At 70.8% G+C, this 20,818-nt stretch carries 11 protein-coding genes and 3 pseudogenes; 7 read left to right on the top strand and 7 right to left on the bottom strand.

Annotated features, from left to right (window positions below):
* Window positions 1–5: 5 nt before the first annotated feature.
* Window positions 6–206 (bottom strand): hypothetical protein, encoded by a 201-nt coding sequence (locus I004_RS0102855; RefSeq protein ID WP_028434256.1) that lies wholly within the window; start codon window positions 204–206, stop codon window positions 6–8.
* Between the two features lie 114 nt (window positions 207–320).
* On the opposite strand from I004_RS0102855, the gene I004_RS31760 reads away from it, so the two are divergent.
* Window positions 321–3,104 (top strand): LuxR family transcriptional regulator, encoded by a 2,784-nt coding sequence (locus I004_RS31760; protein ID WP_051344618.1) that lies wholly within the window; start codon window positions 321–323, stop codon window positions 3,102–3,104.
* Between the two features lie 152 nt (window positions 3,105–3,256).
* Here I004_RS31760 and I004_RS0102845 read toward each other — a convergent pair whose 3' ends face one another.
* From I004_RS0102845 to I004_RS37920, 3 genes and pseudogenes are all read right to left on the bottom strand, one after another.
* Entirely contained in the window at window positions 3,257–3,820 is a 564-nt protein-coding gene (locus I004_RS0102845) for a hypothetical protein (protein ID WP_037974592.1), read from the bottom strand.
* Between the two features lie 294 nt (window positions 3,821–4,114).
* Window positions 4,115–5,941 carry a LamG domain-containing protein gene (locus I004_RS0102840; RefSeq protein WP_028434254.1) on the bottom strand — a complete coding sequence of 609 codons (1,827 nt, stop codon included), beginning with the start codon at window positions 5,939–5,941 and terminating at the stop codon, window positions 4,115–4,117.
* Window positions 5,942–6,306: 365 nt separating this feature from the next.
* A pseudogene (locus tag I004_RS37920) lies at window positions 6,307–6,496 on the bottom strand (hypothetical protein); the annotation flags it as partial.
* Between the two features lie 173 nt (window positions 6,497–6,669).
* Here I004_RS37920 and I004_RS0102835 point away from each other — a divergent pair.
* Entirely contained in the window at window positions 6,670–9,375 is a 2,706-nt protein-coding gene (locus I004_RS0102835; protein WP_028434253.1) for a LuxR family transcriptional regulator, read from the top strand.
* An 80-nt stretch (window positions 9,376–9,455) separates the two neighbouring features.
* Here I004_RS0102835 and I004_RS0102830 read toward each other — a convergent pair whose 3' ends face one another.
* Both I004_RS0102830 and I004_RS37915 read right to left on the bottom strand, forming a co-directional pair.
* A complete protein-coding gene (locus I004_RS0102830; RefSeq protein ID WP_028434252.1) occupies window positions 9,456–11,636 on the bottom strand; it encodes a LamG-like jellyroll fold domain-containing protein in 2,181 nt (726 codons plus the stop codon).
* A gap of 216 nt (window positions 11,637–11,852) precedes the next feature.
* Window positions 11,853–12,005: pseudogene (locus I004_RS37915) on the bottom strand (DUF397 domain-containing protein); the annotation flags it as partial.
* Between the two features lie 235 nt (window positions 12,006–12,240).
* Between I004_RS37915 and I004_RS31755 the strand changes: the two are divergent.
* The 4 genes and pseudogenes from I004_RS31755 to I004_RS0102810 all read left to right on the top strand — a co-directional run bounded on the left by I004_RS31755 (window position 12,241) and on the right by I004_RS0102810 (window position 17,812).
* Window positions 12,241–14,547: a molybdopterin cofactor-binding domain-containing protein gene (locus I004_RS31755; RefSeq protein ID WP_051344617.1), complete on the top strand. Its 2,307-nt coding sequence runs from the start codon at window positions 12,241–12,243 to the stop codon at window positions 14,545–14,547.
* 10 nt (window positions 14,548–14,557) lie between these two features.
* On the top strand, window positions 14,558–15,016 hold the full coding sequence (locus tag I004_RS0102820) for a (2Fe-2S)-binding protein (RefSeq protein ID WP_028434251.1): 459 nt from the start codon (window positions 14,558–14,560) through the stop codon (window positions 15,014–15,016).
* 494 nt (window positions 15,017–15,510) lie between these two features.
* Window positions 15,511–15,789, top strand: a pseudogene (locus I004_RS31750) (hypothetical protein); the annotation flags it as partial.
* A gap of 934 nt (window positions 15,790–16,723) precedes the next feature.
* Entirely contained in the window at window positions 16,724–17,812 is a 1,089-nt protein-coding gene (locus tag I004_RS0102810) for a class I SAM-dependent methyltransferase (protein ID WP_078510751.1), read from the top strand.
* Window positions 17,813–18,031: 219 nt separating this feature from the next.
* Here the strand turns inward: I004_RS0102810 and I004_RS31745 are convergent, their stop codons facing one another.
* The gene (locus tag I004_RS31745; RefSeq protein WP_051344616.1) at window positions 18,032–19,093 is read right to left on the bottom strand and encodes a slipin family protein; all 1,062 of its coding nucleotides are present in this window, start codon (window positions 19,091–19,093) and stop codon (window positions 18,032–18,034) included.
* 324 nt (window positions 19,094–19,417) lie between these two features.
* Between I004_RS31745 and I004_RS31740 the strand changes: the two genes are divergently transcribed.
* Entirely contained in the window at window positions 19,418–20,776 is a 1,359-nt protein-coding gene (locus I004_RS31740) for an ABC transporter substrate-binding protein (protein WP_051344615.1), read from the top strand.
* Window positions 20,777–20,818 lie beyond the last annotated feature (42 nt).

Below are 20,818 nucleotides of genomic sequence, written 5' to 3'. Positions count from 1 at the left end.
CGGACTCAGCCGTCGAGGTCGACGGCCACGGACAGGAGATTCGTGCCGAAGGCCCGCACCGCGGCGCTGCTGAGACGCGGCAGGGCGGCCGGCTTGTTCCCCGGCTTGCCGGCCGCGGTGGATTCCCCTCTCCCCTGAGGTCGTACGGCCGTACCGGGGCCCGGACTTGGCCGTACGACGGCCGCCAAGTCAGAGCTCTGGTGCATTAGTGCGACTACGTGATACATAGCGGGCACCGGCCATCGGTGGCATGTGCGTCCGCTCGCAGGCGGCCCGGTACGGCGAGGAGTTCGTGACGACTGGGCGAGGAGCGGCCTCTCGTGTGCGAGCAAGCGTGGGAGCGGCAGTTGACGTGCGCGCCGGACGGCGATCAGGCATGGCCGGCGCTGGTGCTGGTCGAGGGCTCGGCAGGCACGGGCAAGAGCGAACTGGTGCGGCGGCTGCTGGAGTCGCCGGGCGCGAGGGCGGTGCCCCGGCTGGCCGTCACGTTCGGCCCGGCGGGTGCCGTGGACATCGTCGACCCCGCCGCCTGCGTCTCACACCCGTCCCTCGAGTCCTCGCTCGCCTCGGTGCGGCCCGTACTGCTGGTCGCGGAGGACCTGCACCACGCCGGCGAGGACGACCTCGGGCTGCTGCGCCGCCTGTTGCGTGAAGCGCCCGCACGCCTCATGGCGGTGCTGACCTACCGGCCGGAACAACTGGTGCGGCCCGGCCTGCCGTTGGGCCGCGCCGTGGACTACCCGGCGCGGCTCTCCGTGACCCGTTACGTGCCGCCGCGCCTGGGCGAGCAGCAAGTACGCACTCTGGCCGGGGAGTTGCTGGGGGCGCAGCGCTGCACCGAGGGATTCGTCACGCGGCTCCACCAGCGCTCGGCGGGCGTGCCGCAGGTCGTCGTCGATCTCCTGAGCACGCTGCGCGGCACCTGCCGCAGCCGCGAGCGGGAGCACTTCACGGCCGGGGACGTGGACGAGGCGGGGGTACCGGTCCGACTGAGGGAGCTGGTGCTGGATCGCCTGGACGCCCTCCCGGAGGCGTGCCGTCCGGTGGTCCGGGCCGCCGCGGTGCTGGGCGAACCGGCGGGCGCGGGCGACCTGGCCACCGTCGCGGGGCTGTGCGGCGATGCCGGGCACGAGGCGCTGGTCGCAGCGTTGAAGGCCTCGGTGCTGCGCGAGACGGAGCAGGGACGGTACGGGTTCGCCGTGCCGATGGAGGCCTCGGCCGTGTACGAGGAGCTGCACGGACCCGTGCGGGAGCGGCTGCATGAGCGCGCGGCGGCGATGCTCGCGGGCCGCACGCCGGTCCCATGGGCGCAGGTCGCGCGCCACTGGCGGGGCGGCGGTCGCACGGAGGACTGGCTGCGCGCCGCAGAGCATGTGGCGGACGCCGGCGGCGAGGGTGACCACGACGGCGCGGTCAGCGAGGACGAGGCCCGCTTCGCCCTGCTGGAACAGGTGCTGGGTGCCGGGGGTCTGCCGCCCCACCGGAGGGGCCGGCTCGCCCTGACACTGGCCCGCGGAGCCATGCTGGGGCCGCGCTCGGACGGCACAGCGCGGGCGCTGCGCAGGATCCTCGAGGACCCGGCGCTTCCGGCGGCCGCCCGTGGTGAGATACGGCTCGAACTCGGTCTGCTGCTGCACAGCCAGAAGCGCCGTTTCGACGAAGGGCGGGCGGAACTGCGTCTGGCCGCCGAGGAGTTGCGAGGGCGTCCCGCTCTCGCCGCTCGCGCGTCGGCCGCGCTGGCCAACCCCTTCTTTCCCGGTCCCGCACTCGATGAGGGCCTCGACTGGCTGCGTCGCGCGGAGGCGGCAGCGACGGCATCCGGGGACCGCGCCGCGCGCACGGCTGTGGCGGCCTGCCGGGCGACCGTGCTGATGAACTCGGGTGACCCGGACGCCTGGAGGCTGGTGGAGGAGCTGCCTCGTAACAGCCCGGAGCGTACCGGCCGCCAGCAGGTTGCCCGCGGGCTGTGCAACACGGCCAACGGCGCGGTGTACCTGGGGCATTACCGGCGCGCCGGCGAACTCCTCGCGGAAGGCGTGGAGTTGGCGGTACGCAGCGGTGCGCCGTTCCTGGAGCGGGTGGGGCGCGGCACGGCGCTGTTCCGGGACTGGCTGACAGGCCGCTGGGACGGTCTCGCGGAGCGGTGCACCGTGCTCGTCGCCGAGGACGGTGTCGCGAACGACGCCCGCGTGGTGCTGGCCCTGCTGGCGCTGGCGAAGGGCGAGTGGACCGCGGCACAGGACTGGCTGCCGCGTCCCGGATCGTCCTCCTCGCCGCACCGCGAACCCGGCGAGTCGTGCAACCCGTTCGAGCCGGAGCAGGTGTGGGAGTCGTGCGAGGCGCCGGTGGCGGCCACGGCGGCCGGCGCGTACGTCCGGCTCCACCTGGCGCGGCAGGACGCCGACTCGGCGCAGCGCGCGGCCGGTTCGGCGTGGACGTGGCTGCGGAGGAAGGGCGTGTGGGTCTGGGGTGCGGGGCTCGCACCCTGGGTGGTCGAGGCCCACACCCGTGCGGGCGCGCCGTCCGCGGCCCGGGCGGCGGCCGAGGAGTTCGCGGACGGCCTGGCCGGCCGGGACGCCCCGTCGGCGTCGGCGGCGCTGCTGTGGTGCCGGGCCCTGCTCGCGGAGGCGGCGGGCGAAGCGGAGGAGGCCTTCGGGCGGTTCGAGGAGGCGGCCGCGGCCTACGCCCGGCTGCCGAACCCCTACGCATCCGCCCTGATGACCGAGAGCGCCGGGCGGTGCGCCTTCGTGCTGGGCAGCGATCCGGAGGCCGCCGCCGGTCGCCTCGCGGCATGCGTGGAGCGGCTGACGGCTCTCGGCGCCGCGTGGGACGCGGCCCGGGTACGGGCGACGCTGCGCGCTCACGACCCCGCCGCGGCACGGCGCCGCTCCCCGGGGCGGCCTTCGTACGCGGAGCGGATGTCCCCGCGCGAGGGGGAGGTCGCCGAACTGGCCGCCACCGGCCTGACGAACAGGGAGATCGCCGCGACGCTCCATCTGTCTCCGCGGACGGTGGAGCAGCACGTGGCGCGGGCGATGCGCAAGCTCGGCATCAGTTCACGTCAGGCCCTCGCGGAGCGGGCGGCGTCCGCGGGGCGCACCTGAACGCCGCCGCCACGGCCGCCCCGTGCCCGCGGTGGCGACGGACGGGCGGTTGCGGGCAGGTGCGCGTGCACCGCGCACCTGCCCGCAACCTTGTCGCATCACTCACCTGCTCCCACACGGGCACGGGAGCCGGTGGATGACGCAGGCACCGGTCAGCACATCGTCGGACGCATCACGTCGTACGGGCTCGCCCAGCTCGCGCAGCCCGGGTCGGAGTGCCCGTACCAGTTGTGCCCGAACTCGTGCGCGGCCAGCAGCGCGAAGTCGCTGACGAGGGTGGAGAGCATGATCCTGTCGCCCTGGCCCCAGTTGCAGCCGACGACGTTGCCGCCGCCGCAGCCCTGCACGTAGCCGCCGGTGCACTCGACCGGGGTGCCGCTGGAGGACGTCTCCTGGGCGTCGCCCCAGTAGTTGGCGCCCTGGCGTATCGGGCCTTCGAGGCCGCTGCACGACGAGGTGATGTGGTAGCTCCAGGCGGTGAAGCCGGAACGCTCGTCGCGGGGTGCGTCGGGAAGGGCGCTGGTGCCCGGGGCCTCGCCGGTCGGGAAGCGGTCGGACAGCGCGGCGTCGCCGGCCGCCTGGGCGGAGACGGACTGCGCGGCGTCGGAACGTGCCGAGTCACCGATCTCGGCAGCGGTTGCCGAGGTGGGGAACGCGAAGACGAGAGCGAAGACCAGAGCCGCGGCGCCGGTCAGTCTTCGTAGCAGCGTACGCATGGACATTCTCCTCTGTGGGGGGCGGCGTGCACCGCGCCGGCACGGTCCCGTCCGGGGCCGCCGCGAATCCTCGGGCCAGAACCGCGGCCCATACCGATCGCCAGGAACGTACTCACGGATCCGTGACGCGCCTATACGGGTCCGGCGATATACGGATACGCAAGAAATCCAGGCCGCGGGCGGTACCCGCCCCCGCCTGCCCGCATATGCGAGAGCGCCCCAAGTCGCCGTCGTACGCGGGGACTTGGGGCGCTCGGCACGCTATGAGACGTACGAAGACGCCGTAGGTGCGGGCTACTTCGCCAGGGCTGCCGCCTGGCTGGTGGTGAGCGCCCTCCCGAAGGCCCTCACGTCGTCGACGCTGCCCTCCACGCCGCGGAAGCCCTCACCGAACGAGAGCCCGCGTCCTGCGGCGAAGTCGCCCTCGGCGGCGAAGTCGCCGTCCTCGTGGTCGGCGACGTCTTCGAGCCTGCCGTCGACGTAGAGCCGGATCTCGTCGTCGTCATCGTCGTAGACGCCCGTCAGATGGGTCCATTCACCGGGCTCCGGGCCGAAGTCGGCGGCTGCCTCGTCGGATTCGGCCTCCTCCGCGTCCTCCTCGTCCTCCTCGGGGATCCGCATCTCCCAGCGGTCCTCGTCCGCGTCGTACTGGAGCATGAAGCCACTGGCCTCGTCGGAGTCCTGGCTCACCACGACCTGACGGTCCTCGGTGTCGTCCAGTCGCACGCGCGCCGAGACGGAGAAGCTGCTCTCGGTGTCGACGACGGGGCCGTCCGACACGACGGCCTGCTCACCGCCGAGCTGAGCGGCGCTCCCGACGACCCTCGCCGTGGGTGAGCCCCTGAGGAGCCCGTCGCGCCCGTTCCCCGAAGTGTCGGCCACCGCCCCGCCCTTGACGTCGTCGAAGACCCACTCGAGCAGAGCACCGGCGACGGGCTGCTTGGAGGCGGGCGGCGGTCGCTTGCCGCCCTTGGAGGGCGGCTTGGAGCTGCGGGTCGCGGTCACGGTGGAGGTGGCCGTGGCGGTGGCGGTCGTACGGGCCGGCCCCGGCTTCCCCGGCGCCGGCTGCGCGCTCTGCGCGGGACTGGACTCGCTGCTCTGCGGCGCACCGGGACGCAGGCTGCCGGAGAACGCGAACGCCGCCGCGAGGGAAGCCAGTCCGATGAGGGCGAGGCTCTGCACGACCCGGTTCGCGCGCCGGTTGCCGGCCATCGGGCGGACCGGGCCCCAGCGTCCGAAGAGGCGCCGCCGCATCCTGCCCGGCGGGTGCGCCAAGTGGACGCCCGACGGGAGGAGTTCGAGAGCGGTGCCGACGGGGGCGTCCTCCTCCGCCCTGATGGCGCCGTACTCCTCGCCTCCCCAGGGCAGAACGGCCTCCGCCAGGAATCCCCCGCAGTCGACACGCATGCGCCCCAGGTCGGCGACGGCCCGGGAACAGGCGGCGCAGCCCTCGAGGTGCGGCGCGAGATCGGCCGCCATGTCGAGGGACTTCTCCTCGGCATAGGCGAGAACCATCCGGTGGAAGGGACGGCACTCGTCGTCCAGTCCTGCCTGGTGCGTCTGCACGTAGACGTTGTACAGCTCGTTCCGCGCGCGCCTCTCCAGCAGCGAGACGACCTCGGTGTCGGGACCGAGGATCTCCTCGATGCGCTCGATCTCGTCGTGCTCGACGATCTTGTGCCACAGCACCGTCTGGCTGTGCTCGGCGATGCCCTCGAAGGCCCGCGCCGCAACGGAGGGAGGCAGGAGGTCCGCCACCTCACCGGCCTCGGAACCGGCCGGCGGCAGGGGTATGTGCGTCTGGACCCAGGTGGTCAAGTCCGGGTTGAGGATGCTCCGTTGCTCGGTGGCGGCCCACGCCGCGGCCGTGCGCAGGACGACGGACAGCGCCATGGGACGGACCGCGCCCGCGGCGCCGCCGTCCTCCGGCCTCAGCGCCTGCTTCCACGCCTGACCGGCGAGGGCGTCGGCCGCCGAGGAGGTGACGACGCACGCCGACGCGAAGACCCGGACCGCCTGGAAGTGCCGCTGCTCCAGTTCCCGGAGCGCAGCGGTCGAGGGCTCCCCTCCCGCACGTACGAGGCGGAGCAGTTCCGCGTCAGACAGGCGCGCGCATTCCATCCGTTCGTTCAATCTCCCCGGCAGTCTCTGGGCCCCGTACGAGTCAACTGCTTCACGCTCGGGTCGACGCCCTGACCGTGTCGGTGGCAATGGTCAACATCCAGCTCAGCGGAAGGACGCTGAAAAGGCCATAGGCAATATGTACCTAGCCTGGGACCGCTCTTGATGCCGCTGTCCAATCACCCTGCGGGGCGGGGCCGAGTGATGCCGCATAGCCGGAACGGGTGGTTACCGGCGGGTCCTCGTGGACAGGGGTTTGAGTTCCGGCGTGAGGAGCAATGCCCAGTCCGGACCCGGCAGCCGGAGTGGCCGGGCAGCCGGATCCCGGCCCGGCTGTCCGGCCGCCCGCTGCCCGGGTGCCGCATTCACAGGCGCGGGTCGACGGGCTCCGACTCCAGCGCGAGAACGGCGAACACCGCCTCGTGGACGCGCCACAGGGGCTCGCCCGCCGCCGGCCTCTCCAGCGACTCCGGGACCAGGCCGTTTCGCGCCCCGGACCAACGCCTCCAGCGGCTTGACCACCATGCCCTCGCCGCCGGCCGCCGTCGTCTCCAGCCGCGCCTTCTCCGCTCCGCGCACGCCGAGTGGGTCCGGACGCGGACTTGATGCGTCACAGCTGTGACCGCGCCCGCAGCACTCAACATGTGCCAAATCCCGCACGTACAGGGTTCCTCCGGCGAGAGGGTCCCTACTCTGCACCGATCCGACTCCGGCAAGGGGGCGACATCGTGGAAGCTCCGACAGCATGGCCGTTCGTCGGGCATGAGCGGGAGCTCGCCGATTTCGACGAGGCGCTGGGCAGCGAGCAGTGCCACGCGTTCATCGTCCACGGCCCTCAGGGCATCGGGAAGTCGCACTTCGCGCAGGTCTGCCGGGAGCGGGCGGAAGACCTGGGCCATCCGACCGGCAGGGCGATCGCGGTCTCCGAACCGGACTTTCCGCTGGCCTCCTTGGCGCATCTGCTGCCTCCCGGGGCGGGCGTCAGCGATGCGGTGTCCCTGTTCGCGAGCGCCCGCGAAGCGTTCACGGGAGGAGCCACGGGGGCCACCGCCCCGTCCGTCGGCACCGGCACCGGCACGGGCACGGGCACCCGGCGGAGGTTCACGCTCGTCGTCGACGATCTCGACGGGCTGGACGAGGCGTCGGCGTCGCTCACGGCTCAACTCCTGGAGGCCGGGGCCGTGTTCCTCCTCGGCACGGTGGGCTCCCTGCAGAACCTGGGCCCCGTCGCGTACTGCCTCCAGGCGGGCGGCCAGGCGCGCAGGGCGGACCTGCACGCCTTGAGTGAGCCGCAGGCCGGGGAGGTCATGGTCCGGGTGCTCGGCGGCCCGGTGGAGCCGCGCACGGTGTCGCTGCTGCACAGGGTGAGCGGTGGAAACCCCTGCTATCTGCGGGAGTTCGTCCTGAACTCGCTGGCGGAGGAGAGCCTCGTCGACGACGGGGAGTCGTGGACGCTGATCTCCGACGTCGGCCCCACTCCGCTCCTGTCGGAGATGATCAAGCGACGCCTGGCGAGCGTGTCCCCCGAGACCCGCAGGACGCTGAACCGGATCGCGCTGTGCCAGCCAGTGGAGGCCGCCAGCCTTCCCGACGGCGCGATGGACGAGCTCGAAGTCCTGGGATTCATACGGTCGTTGAGGGAGGGCCGCCGCGAGTCGGTCTCCTTGCGGCACCCGGCGCACGAGAAGGTGCTGCGCGGCGCGATCCCGTCACCGGAACGCCGGCGCATCCTCGGCGAGGAGGCCGAACTGGTGCGGGCCAGGGGCGCCAAGAGGTTCACGGACAAGATCCGGATCGCGTCCTGGCAGCTCGCCGCCACGGGTTCGGCGGACCCCGACACGCTGCTGCGGGCGGCGACCCTGGCACGCCGCACCCAGAACTTCCGTACGGTGCGCGAACTCTCGCGTGCCGCGTGCCGTGAGGGCGAGGACTTCCTCTCCCGTCTGCTGCTCGCCGAGTCGCTGTACGAGCTGGGCGATCTGGCCGGCGCCTGGGAGGTCTTCGAGGAGGCGGAGGAGCGGACGGACGGAGAGTTCGACCGGCTGCTCCTCGCCCTCGGCCGGTCCAGGCTGCTGGCGTGGGGGTTCATCGACGCCCGCAAGGCGCTGGACGTCAACGCGGAGGCGGCACAGGAGGTCTCCGAACAGAAGCACCGGGACGCTCTGACGGCAGCGCGCGGCGCGATCCTCGTGGCGTTCGGAAGGCCCGAGGAGGCGCTGCGCGTCGTGGACGACACGGACTGCGGGGGTTCCGGGGGTCAGGTGCGCTCCCGGTGCTTCGAGGGCAACTGCCTCGCGGGCGTGCTCGGAAACGGCTCGCGGGCGACGGCGCTCGTGGCCACGGGCAGGGTGCGGGACGGCCTGGAGTCGGCGCGCGAGGCGTACGAGGAGCGAGTCCGTCTGGACGAGACCCCCGCGATCCCGCACCCGGTGGAGTACCTCAGCATCGTCATGTTCGCGCTGGAGGAGGAAGGCAGGCTCGATGAGGCGTACAAGACAGGCGAGCGGGGCTGGCAGGAAGCTCTGACCGACGACGTCGCCGGTGCGGAGGCACTGATCGCCGCGGCGCTCGCGCGCTGTTCACTGCTGCTGGGCCGTCCGGCCGAGGCACGGCGATGGGCCGCGCAGTCCGCCGGCGTCGCCTCCCGTAACTCCTTCCCCGGCACGCTGCACATCGCCCTGGCCCGCAAGGCCGAGGCGGCGGCCCTGATGCAGGACGTACCGGCCGCGGCCAAGGCCGTCGAGGCCTGCGCCGGTCTGCCGCGCTGGGGAGCCTTCCGCTCCGAACTGCCGCTGGGCCAGGCGTGGTTGCTGGCCGCCCAGGGCAAGCAGCAGGGAGCGCGCAGCGTCCTGTGGGAGGCGGCCGAGGACGCGCGGTCCGCGGGCCACCTGGCCAGCGAGGCCAGGATCCTCACCGACATCGCCCGGCTGGGCGACGCCAGGGGCGCCGGGGCGAGGCTGCTGCACATCGCCCGGACCTCGGACGGCGCGCTGACCGCCGCCCGCGCCTCGTACGTCTCCGCTCTCGCGGCCGGTGACCCGGAGAGGCTCATGGAGAGCGCCCACGTGCTCGCGGGGTCAGGGGCGTCCCTGGTCGCCGCGGAGGCCGCCGCCTCCGCCTGTACGCAGTGGAGTCACCGTGGCGAGCCGCGGCCTGCCACCGCGGCCGAGAACCTCTCCATCTCCCTTCAGCGGCACTGCGAACAGGCCCGTACGCCGGGGCTGACGGTGCTGGGAGCGGCCAAGCACCTCACCGCGAGGGAGGCGGAGATCGCGGGACTCGTGTGCTCGGGGCTCACGAACGTCGAAGTGGCGGAGTCCGTCACGATCTCCAAGCGGACCGTCGACAACCATCTCCAGAACATCTACCGGAAGCTGGGGGTTCGCAGCCGGCGGGAACTGCGGGCGGAGTATCTGAAGGAGGACTTCTCCTGACGCGCGCCGGCCGGGGTGCACGGGCAGCGTCCGTACGTGGCCCGCGCCTCCCGTCCCACAGCCGGCCGCTCACCGGGCGCTCAGCGGCCTGCGAGGGCAGCCACCTCGCCCGCGCTGAGCGCCCGCTTGAAGACCCGCACGTCGTCGATGGTTCCGTCGAAGCCCCGCACGAACTCCTCGCCCGCGAGCCCGCGACCGACGGCGAAGTCGCCGTCCGCGTCGACGACTTCGTAGTGGCGGACGGTCGTCCTCCGGATGATCTCGTCGGCGAACTCGCCGCCTGCCAGGTCGGCGGCGCTCCTTCCGGCTTCCTGCGAGGCCCCTCCGAAGTACCCGCCCCCGGCACCGCCGTACCCGCCGGTGCCGCCGAAACCGCCCCCGCCGCCGCTGAACTCGTAGCCGTTGCCCGACCCGTTGCTGTTGCCGCTGCTGTCGTACCCGTTGCCGTTGCCGTTTCCGCTGCCGTCGAATCCGAAGCCTCCGCCGGAGGTCGTCGTCGACGTGCTGGTGGTGGTCGTACTGTATTCGCGCGCCGCGTCGGCGCCTCCGCCGACCGACGCGCTGTCCTCGAGATGACCGTCGACGTACAGCCGGATCTCACCCGCACCGGCGTCGTACACGCCGGTCAGATACGTCCACCGGTCCGGCTCCGGGCCCGGCCCCGAGCCCGCCTGGACGAGGTCGGAGTCCTCTTCGTCCTCCTCGGGAACGATCATCTCCCAGCGGTCCGAGTCCGGGTCGTACTGGACGGAGAACCCGCTGATGTTCGTGGCGTCCTGGCTGATCACCGTCTGGAAGTCCTCGGTGTCGTTCATCTTGGCGCGGGCCGACACGGTGAAGCTCTTCGACGTGTCGACGACCGGGCCGTCCGCCACGACGGATTGCTGCCCGGCGAACTCCATGCCGCCCTTCACCGTTTCCGGCAACGGGTCACCGTCGAGAGTTCCGTCGATGCCGTTGCCCGAGGTGTCCGCCGTGACCCCGTCGTCGACCGAGTCGAAGAGCCACTCAAGTTCCGCTCCGCGCACGGGTGATGAGGGCTCGTAGCCGTTCCCGCGATTCCCGGGCGGCTTCGTCGCCGTCACGGTCGAGGTGGCGGTGGCCGTCGGCTCCGAACCCCCGGGCGGCGCAGGCGCCCTGGAGGTGTTCCCCGGACGCGGCCCGGCGCTGTTCTCCGCTCCCTGCCGTAGGCCGCCCGTGTAGGCGACGGCGACGACGAGCGAGCAGAGTCCGACGAGGGCGGCGGTCAGCACGATACGGCGGGCACGCGGGCTGCGTTCCTTGCTGGTCAGGACCGCCATGCCGGGCAGCACGGAAAGGCGGGCACGGAGAATGTCGAGGAACCGCCGTCCGGGCCCCGCCGCGCTCGCCCAGGCCCGGGCTCCCGCAGTCTTGCGCCAGTCCGGCGCTGACGCCCCGGAGACGACGTCGAGGGTCGCCGACGAGACCGTGTGCGCGGCCAGGGCGTAGTCGGCACCTCCCCACGGCAGCAGCGCCTCGGCCAGGACGCTCCCGAACTCGAAGCGCATGCGCTCCAGATCGTCCACCGCTCTCGCGCAGTGCTCGCACCGGTCGAGGTGCGCGACGAGGTCTCCCGGGGTGTTCATGGACGTCTGCTCCGCGTAGGCGAGCAGCATGCGGTGCAGCCGGCGGCACGCGTCGTCCACCGTCTGGTTCTGGTGCAGGGTGATGTAGGTGGTGTAAAGCTCCCTCCGCGCACGCCTGTTGAGGAGGGAGACGTCCTCCGCACCGGTGGCGAGGAGCTGGTGGACCGTGGCGGCGTCGTCGTGCTCGACCTCGTGATGCCACAGCACGGTCTGGCTGCGGGCCGGCAGCCGTTCGAAGGCCTGTGCCGTGAGGGAGGAGGCGCGCAGGTCCGCGAGCCTCGCGGCGGCCGCGTCACCGTCCGCCTCCACACCGGCCTCGCCGTCACCGACAGGGGCATCCTCGAACCAGTTCACCAACTCCGGTGAGAGCGCGTCACGTCGTCCGGCGCCCATCCAGTCCGCGCCCGTGCGCAGCACCGACGCGAGCGCGCGCGGACGCATGGCACCCGTGATGTCCTCGTCCAGCGGACGCAGGGCCTGCTCCCACGCCTCGCCCGCCAGCTCGTCACCCCCCGAGGGGCTGACGACGAACGCGAAGGCCCGTACGGCCTGATAGTGGCGCTGCTCCAGCTCGTCGCGCGCGCCGGGCGTCCTCTCCCCCTCGTCCTGGGCGAGCCGGCGCAACTCGTCGTCAGACAGTCGCGTGAATACCATCCGCTCGTTCATTCCCCGGGCAGTTGACGGCGTCTCAACCAAGAGACCGAGCCGAATCGGCGGTCGCGGACGCAGCACCGCGGCCGCACCTTGTCCTCACCCAGGATCACAGAACGGTGACAGCAGGGCATGAGCAATATGTACCTAGACGCGACTCGGGCGCACTGCGCTCGCCAGGTCGCCGAGGTTCAGAAGGGCCGTCTCATTCAAGGGCGTTCAGTGTGAGGGCCGCTTCGCTCCGCGCCTCACGTCGTCGACGAACGCGGACCACGCGGCGGCCGGAAATCGGTGGGCCGCGCCCGCCGGACGCTTGCTGTCCCGCACCGGCACGGTTCCGGGGACGCCGTCCCCGACCTCGACGCAGCCGCCGCCCTGGCGTCCCGTCCTCGGTCAGCCGCGATGACCACGGCGATGCGACGCGGACGGTCATGGCCCACGGCGCACGGACCGCATCAGGACCCAAGTGTGATCAGGCGTTTCCAACGCTTACGCACAATCGTCACGGGAGGCACATTGCCCGGCAGGACGGGGCGCGGAAGTGTGTGCGCAAGCCGGATCACGGGGCCGCCGTCCCGGCAGCCGTCCTGTTGCGAAGGAGCCCACCATGGCCGGAGCCGATGGGGAGGCCGGCACGGCCGGCGCGCACGCCACGCACAGCACGTCCGGCGAGGCGGATTCGCGCGACAGCGCCCCCCGGGAGCACGGCAGGCGCAGGTTCCTCACGTATCTGGTCGCCGCTCCGACACTCGCCGTCGCCACCAGCATCGGCTCGGAGACGGCCGCGCCCCGCGAGGCGGAGGCAGCCGTCCCCTCTCCCCCGGCACCGGCGGACATCCTCGACCTTGGTGACGTGCTGATCCTCGCCGCCAAGCCCACCTCGGGCCTCCTCGTGCTGACGATCGACGAAGAGGGCACCGTGCACTTCCGGTTGCCGAGGGAGGAGGTCGGCCAAGGCCTCACGACCGCGTTCGCGATGCTCGTGGCGGAGGAGCTGGACACACCTTTGGAGAACGTGCGCGTCCAACTGGACGACGCACGACCCGAGTTGCTGTTCAATCAGCTCACCGGCGGCTCGAACTCGATCAGGTCGCTCTACGACCCCGTCCGTCACACCGCAGCCGCCGCGCGCGCCCGCATGGTGACCACCGCGGCACGCAGGTGGGACATGAAGCCGGAGGCCCTGTCCGTGCGCAACGGCCAGGTCGTGGGTCCGGGCGGCCGGAGCGCCTCGTACGCGTCCCTCGCAGCGGCCGCGGCCGGTGAGCGGACCGAGGAGCTGAGCGGCGCCCTCACCGCGACGAAACCGGAGTCGGACCACAAGCTCGTCGGCGTGCCCACCTCCCGCATCGACGCCCGCGCGATCGTGACCGGTCAGCAGGAGTACACCCTCGACCTGGACGTCCCCGGCGCGAAGCCCACCATGGTCCGGCGGCCGCCGACGCTCAACGGCACGGTGAAGTCCGTGCGCAACGAGGCGGCCGTGCGCGGCATGCCGGGCGTGCTGGACGTCGTGGTCGTCGAGACGGGTGTCGCCGTCGTCGCGGAGACCTTCGGGCAGGCACTCGACGGCACGGAGGCCCTGGAGGTCTCCTGGGGCAAGGGCAGCGTCGACGATCTCTCCGACGACAGCATCCGCAAGAAGCTCCGCGCCGCCGCCCCGCCCGTCGCCGTGCCTCCCGTGCTGACGGGACACACCGACGCGGAGTTCGACTTCGCCTTCGTCAGCCACGCTCCGCTGGAGTCCAATTCGGCGGTGGCGGACGTGCGGAAGGACCGGGCCACGATCTGGTCGGGACTGAAGTCGCCGATCGTGGCGCAGCAGACCATCGCCGCCGAACTGGGGCTGCCGCAGGACAAGGTGACCGTCCATGTCATCCAGGGCGGCGGCTCGTTCGGGCGGCGGCTCTTCTTCGACGCGGCGCTGGAGGCGGCCCGAATCTCGAAGAAGAGCGGTCGGCCGATCCGGCTGATGTGGTCCCGCATCGACGACATGCGGCACGGCCGGATGCGGCCCGCGACCCATCACAAGATCCGCGCGACGCACACCCTGGGCAATGTGATCAGCTTCGAGCACAGTGTCGCCGCCGTGGAGACCGACTTCCGGCACGGACTGGGCGAGATCCTCTCGGCCACCGCCGCGAAGCTGCCCGTCGGGGGCAATGCGAGCCTCGCGCAGTCGATCTTCCTGACGACGGTGAAGACCCCGTACGACTTCGGCGTCACGACCCACCTGCTCAACGAGGTGCAGCTGCGGATGCCCACGGCCTCGTGGCGGTCGGTCTACTCGGCGAACTCGCGGGGCGCGGAGGAGATCATCGTCGACGAGATCGCCAAGAAGCTGAAGAAGGACCCTGTCGCCTTCCGGCGCGAGTTCCTCAAGTCCGCACGCCAGCGCGCGGTGCTGGACAAGGTCGCCAAGGACGGCGAGTGGGGCCGGAAGATGCCGGACGGCTTCGCGCAGGGCGTCGCCTTCCACGAGGAGTACAAGTCCTGCACGGCGTGCCTCGTCGAGATCGACGCCCGCGACCCGAAGGCGCCCCGGGTGACGAAGGCCGTCATCGCGGTCGACGTCGGGCGGCCGGTGAACCCGCGCGGACTGGAGGCGCAGATGCTCGGCGGGCTGACCGACGCGATCTCCACGACGCTGCGGGCCGGGCTGCACATCGACAAGGGGCTCCCGCTGGAGGGCAGCTACTCACAGTTCCACTACGCGCGGCAGAGGAACAGCCCGCAGGACGTCCGGATTCATGTGATGCCCGCCGAGGAAGGCGGGGAGCCCGGGGGCGCCGGAGAGCTGGGCGTGCCCGGGGCTGTCGGCGCCATCGCCAACGCCTATGCGCGGGCGACCGGCACGAAGCCGCGCTCCTTCCCCGTGAACTTCGACGTCGACTTCGACCCCTTCCCGCGTTGAGGAGCCTCCGTTGCCTTCCCACACCTTCTCCGTCAACGGCAAGAGCGTCACGGTCGACGCCCCCGACGACATGCCCCTGCTGTGGGTGCTGCGCGACCTGCTCGGCGTGCGCGGACCCAAGTACGGGTGCGGCATCGACGTCTGCAAGGCCTGCACCAGCCACCTCGACGGCCGGGCGGTGAACCCCTGCGTCGTGCCGGTCTCCGAAGCCGACGGGCGGGACGTCACGACGATCGAGGGCCTCGCCGACGGCGACAGGCTCCACCCGGTGCAGCAGGCGTGGCTGGACCAGGACGTCGCCCAGTGCGGCTACTGCCAGCCCGGCCAGATCATGGCGGCGGTCGCCCTGCTGCGTAAGACGAAGAACCCCTCGGACGAGGACATCGACGCGATCGCGAACGTGTGCCGCTGCGGCACCTACTTCCGCATCCGTGAGGCCATCAAGAAGGCGGCGTCGATGATGCAGTAGGCGGTCGCAGGGCGGGTAGGCACCGAAGTAGGCGCTCGCAGCGCGTGGACGTGCGCGGACGCTGGTGTGTGGGTGCCGTGACGGCAGTAACGCGGTCACGCCGTCGCGGCGCTGAGGGGATGCGGGCACCGGATTTCCGACTGCTCTCCCCCTGGACATCCGCCCCTGCGGCCGTGACTGTTCTTCTCCTAGGACGAGAATTTTGCGACAAGACGCGGTTTGCGCGTCGGATTGGGACCGATCCCGTGAGTGACACCGCACCCATGCCCAGGCAGCCGTACCAGGGCGGGCCGGGCGGGCCCCCTCCGGGCCCGGCCTACCGTCAGGGCGGCCCGCCCCCGGGCCCTGACTACGGCCCGCCCCAGGGCCACGGCTACCAAGGCGGCCCGCCTCCGGGTCCGGGCTACCAGGGCGGCGGCCCGCCTCCTCCCGACTACGGATACAACGCGCCCCCGCCCCCGGCTCCCCGCCGGGAACGGGAACGCCGTCCGCGGGGTGAAGGGGCGCAGCGCGCCGCGCTGATCATCCACACGATCGCGGACATCGCCGCCGTGATCCTGGGTCTGTGGATCCTGCTCTACCTCCTGGAGGCGAACACGTCGAACCCCTTCGTGGAGTTCGTGAAGGGCTCGGCCGACTGGCTGGCCGCCTGGGCCCAGGACATCTTCACGATGGAGAGCGAGGGCCTGCGGGTCTTCTTCAACTACGGCCTGCCCGCGCTGATCTACCTGCTCATCGGGCACGGCATCTCCGCACGGGTCCGCCGGCTCTGACGGGAGTCGCCCCCGCGGAACTCCTCCACGGAGAAGAAGCGGCCGCGTAACGCGGACACCGGAACGGAACAGCCCGCGTCCAGAGGACGGCGGGCCGCAGGCCGCGGACCGCGCGATGCGGGTCCGCGACCGACCACGGCGCGCGCCCCCTGCGCGGCGTCCCCTCGGGGATGCCGGGCAGGGGGCGCTTCCGTGTGCGGCGGTGACCCGCCGGCGGCCAGGGCACCGCCACGGGGCGCGGTCCTGCCTACCGAGTGGGGCCGAGCGGGCCGCCCACGCGGTGATCAATGGACGGTGATGAACGGCCCAATTTCCGTTGAGGCAGCGCGAATTCACGGTCCTCGGTATTTTTTGTTACCAACTCATGACAGTCGCACCGCGTGACATTACTGCTTCGTAGAATGCGTTTATCCGCCGCTTACGCCGGGACTCGGATCTCACCGACCCACCCCTGGTCAGGGCACGACTTCCCATATCCGTTGCCTTGTGCACGGATTACCCGAACCGTGAAGGAGATTCAGCCTGTTGCGCCCGGGCCGACGTTGCGCGCACAAGACGGAGACCTTCCTTGAGGGGCAGGATTCGGCAGTTCATCCGTGTACCCAATGGGCACGGAAAGCCCTGTTGAGGCGCCGAAAAGACACGCATCGTCCACTACCGATTACAGGGCTCACGCGAACTCCATCGGCGCTGCACATCCGGAAGTGGATGGGACTCCCGACTCTCGACGGGCCGCAGCAAACCGGCATCAATCCCCCGGCGAAACAGGCATATCCACATGAATCCTCACCATCGCATTGACTGCGGGAACAGATGGAGATCGCTCAGAAGCGAACAGCGGGCGTCCAGCACACAAAAGCGTCACAGCACTATTTGAACAATTCCGTTCGCGGGTGACACTGTGAGCCGAAAGCCGTCTCGAGAGGTAACCGCTATGGTGTCAACCAAACGAGCCGTCGCCCGTGCCGTTTACGGGTCGCGTTACGACAGCGTCCCCTGGGCGCAGCGCGTCTATGTCAGGCCGGGCGAGCGAGCATTGAGGGAGCTGCAGTACCGCAAGCTGCTGCGCAGTTCGCCGGTGATATCCCTCGATGAATATCGCTCACGCGTCAAGCTCGGCGCGATCGAGGAGTTCATCACCTGCCACATGTGTGGCGAGTCCAAGCAGCAGCCGCTTTACCAGCCTTCGAAGCTCAAGAAGAACGGCAAGACCGCATGGACGTACCACGTCGTGCGCTGCCCGTCCTGCGGCTTCCTGTACCGCAATCCCAACATCCTGCCGGAACGCCTCGGCGACCTGTACTCCAAGAACTACAGCACCTTCCTGACCGGCAACTACGCGTCGAACAGGCAGCGCCGCTACCGCCAGGCCATGGACGCGTTCAGGCCCGTCTTCGAGGAGGGCGACAAGCGCCGGCTGCTGGACTTCGGCTGCGGCGCCGGTTACTTCCTGGAGCTCGCCGAGGAGCGCGGCTTCGACGCACAGGGCGTCGACCTCTCGCCCGACTCGGTCAAGGAGGCCAACGAGCGTCTGACGTCGGCCACCGCGCACTTCGGCGCCCCCGAGGACGTGCCGGAGATCGCCGCGGGCGGCTTCGACGTCGTCACCCTCTGGTCGGTACTGGCCCATCTGCCGCGTCCCGTCGACGACTTCACCAGCTTCCGCAACCTGCTGGCTCCCGGCGGCGTGCTGATGATCCTCACCGTCAACGCGCAGTCGCTGCTGCTGAAGGCGTACGGCTCCCAGTGGAACGGGTTCACCCGCAACCACCTGATGTTCTACTCCCGGGAGACCATGCCCAGCCTGCTGCGGCAGGCAGGATTCGCGGGCGTGGCCTTCGAGCCGTTCTACGGCGACACGATCGAGGCCGGCACGACGCGGCTCAAGGACGCGCACGCCGAGCGCCTGCGCAAGTCCGTGCAGGCCAGCGACGGCGGCAACATGCTGAGGGCGCTGGCGTTCGCCGACGAGGAAGCGATCAACCGCTGGGGCGACGGCCGCCCGGTGCACCGGCTGACCTGACTCCAGGAGCAGCAGCCGGCCACTTCGGCCCGCCATCCGCGACGACGAAGGCCGGTGCGGCCACCGGGGGCGGTTCACCACCCCCCCCCGGCTCGCACCGGCCTTCGTCGTGGGTCCACCCGGGCTTGGCGGCAGGTCCTTCCTGCCTTCACGCCCGCGCCGACCGATTTCCGGCAGCAGCCACGGGGGCACTCGCGCCCAGCACTCGCCCCGGCTCGCTCACTTCCGCCGGCGCCGGCCCTCCGGAACCGAGTCGTCCTCCGGTGCGGAAGCCTCCGGCGTCTCCTCGTCCGCCGCCTCGGTCAGTTCCTCGGGCACGTCGTCCGGAGAGATCGCCCCGGGAGCCGGACCTTCCGGTACGGCCGCCTCCGGCGGAAGGGTGGCGTCGGGCGGGATGGCCACGCCGGTGAGCGAGTCAGAAGCGGCCGCCTCCGGCAGGGACTTCCTCCGCTCCCCCTTGACCTTGGCGGCCTTGCCGTTCCTGCCGGTCTTGGCGCCCTTCTTCCCCTTGCCACCGTTCGGCACCGTGCCCTCGCGCGGCCCCTCCAGGAAGCGCAGCAGCTCGACCGGGAAGGGCAGCACCAGCGTGGAGTTCTTCTCCGTTGCCACCGACGCGACGGTCTGCAGCAGACGCAGCTGCAGTGCGGCCGGGGTCTCGGACATCTGCTCGGCGGCCTGGGCGAGCTTCTTCGACGCCTCCAGCTCCGCGTCCGCGTTGATGACCCGGGCGCGCCTGTCGCGCTGTGCCTCCGCCTGGCGCGCCATCGAGCGCTTCATCGTCTCCGGCAGCGACACGTCCTTGATCTCGACGCGGTCGACCGTGACACCCCACTCCACGGCCGGGCTGTCGATCATCAACTCCAGGCCCTGGTTGAGCTTCTCGCGATCGGAGAGCAGATCGTCGAGCTCACTCTTTCCGATGATCGAGCGGAGCGACGTCTGCGCCATCTGCGAGACCGCGAAGCGGTAGTCCTCGACGCGGATGATCGCGTCGGCGGGCTGAACCACCTTGAAGTAGACGACAGCGTCGACGCGGACCGTCACGTTGTCGCGCGTGATGCCCTCCTGGGCAGGCACCGGCAGCGTGATGATCTGCATGTTGACCTTCTGCATCCGGTCGACGCCGGGCACGATCATCGTGAACCCCGGCTCCTTGATCCCGGACTGCAGCCGTCCCAGCCGGAAGATCAGACCACGTTCGTACTGCCGGACCACTCGTGCCGCCGCCATCGCGTAAAGGGCGAACGCGATCACGAGTCCGACGACCACCTCGACGACCATCAGGGCCTCCTGCCACTGCCGTACAAGTCCGGCATTCAGGGAGAGAACCACCTTCAACGGTAGCGCCGCGCCGACACCTGGTCGAGAGATGTGCCGGGACCCGGGAGCGGGTGCGGCGGGAGTTCGCCGCCGAGGGGTTCGGCACAGAAGGTGACAGCTCGCTCACAGGCCACAACTGCCCCGCAGATCCCCGCGAATCTTTGGAAACAACCCTGTACAACGTTGAGGTAAACGTTGTAATAAGGTCCCCCGACGCCCGCTTCCACGGTCCGTCGCCCCCTCCACTCGCCGCTTTCAGCCAGGTACGAACACCCGGGAGGACCCATGCGGAACCACACCCCCGACGGCCTGTTCCGGCGCGCCGTTCCCCGGCGGCCGCTCCGCCGCACCGGCATCGTCCTCGTCACCGGCCTGGCCCTCTCGCTGAGCGCCTGCACAGGTCAGGGAGCGAGCGGCAGCGGTTCGGAGGAGGCGGGCTCGTCCAACGGCAAGGCCACGCTGACGTTCTGGAACGGCCTCACCGGCGGCGACCGCAAGACGGTCGACAAGCTGATAGGCGAGTTCAACGGCTCGCAGAAGAAGGTCAAGGTCAAATCCGTCCCGATGCCGTGGGACGTCTTCTACCAGAAGCTGTTGACCAGCGTCAGCTCCGGCAGCGGCCCCGACATCGTCGCCATGGACGCCGGCCAGATGCCCAAGTACGCCGACAAGGGCGTTCTCCAGCCCCTCGACGACTTCTACAGCTCGAAGAAGCACATGGACACCTCGAAGCTGGTGCCCGCGGCCGTCAGCAGCTCGAAGTTCGAGGGCAAGAACTACGGCGTGCCCCTCAACATGGCCACGCTCATGCTGTTCTGGAACAAGACGATGTTCAAGGAAGCGGGACTCGACCCCGAGGAGCCTCCGAAGACGTGGGGCGAGCTGGCGGAGATGACGCCGAAGCTGAGCAAGGACACCGACGACGACGGCAAGATCGACCAGTACGCCCTCGCTCTCGCCGACAGCGCGACGGTCCCCATGTATCCGATCCTCATCTGGCAGGGCGGCAGCGACCTCGTGAGCAAGGACGGCAAGAAGGCGACGCTGGACGACCCCAAGACGCTCAAGACCCTCAAGTACTGGGTGAAGCAGGTGCGTTCGGAGCACGTCTCGCCCGTCGGCCTGAACGGCGCCAAGGCCGACAAGCTGTTCCAGACCGAGAAGGCCGCCATGGAGATCGTCGGACCATGGGCCACCACGCCGTTCACCGAGGCCGGAGTGAAGTACGGCGTCACCCGCCCGTTCAAGGGCCCTGACGGACAGCAGACCTTCAGCAGCGTCACCTCCTTCGGGGTGAGCGCCAAGGCGAGCGCGCAGAAGAAGGCCGCCGCCTACGAGTTCTTCTCCTTCTGGAACAGCAAGAAGTCGCAGGTGACCTTCTCCGAGGGCACCGGATTCCCGCCGGACCGCACGGACATCTCGGCCGCGGAGCTCAAGGCCAATCCCTACGCGGGCACGTTCGGCGCCCCCGACGTCCTCGACAGCGCGCGCCCGCATCTGCCGGGGCAGGTGAGCGGTCCGACCATCACCGACCAAATCTTCTACCCCGCACTGCAGCGGGCGCTCGACGGCAAGGACGACGTCGAGTCGGTCTTCAAGAAGGCCGACAAGCAGGTGCAGGCGCAGCTCGACAAGCAGAAGTGACGGACGCACACGGCCCGTCGGGCGACGGACCCGGCACCGGGC

It is taken from the genome of Streptomyces sp. TAA486 (genome assembly GCF_000426165.1).
This window is presented reverse-complemented; position numbering and strand designations above follow the sequence as displayed.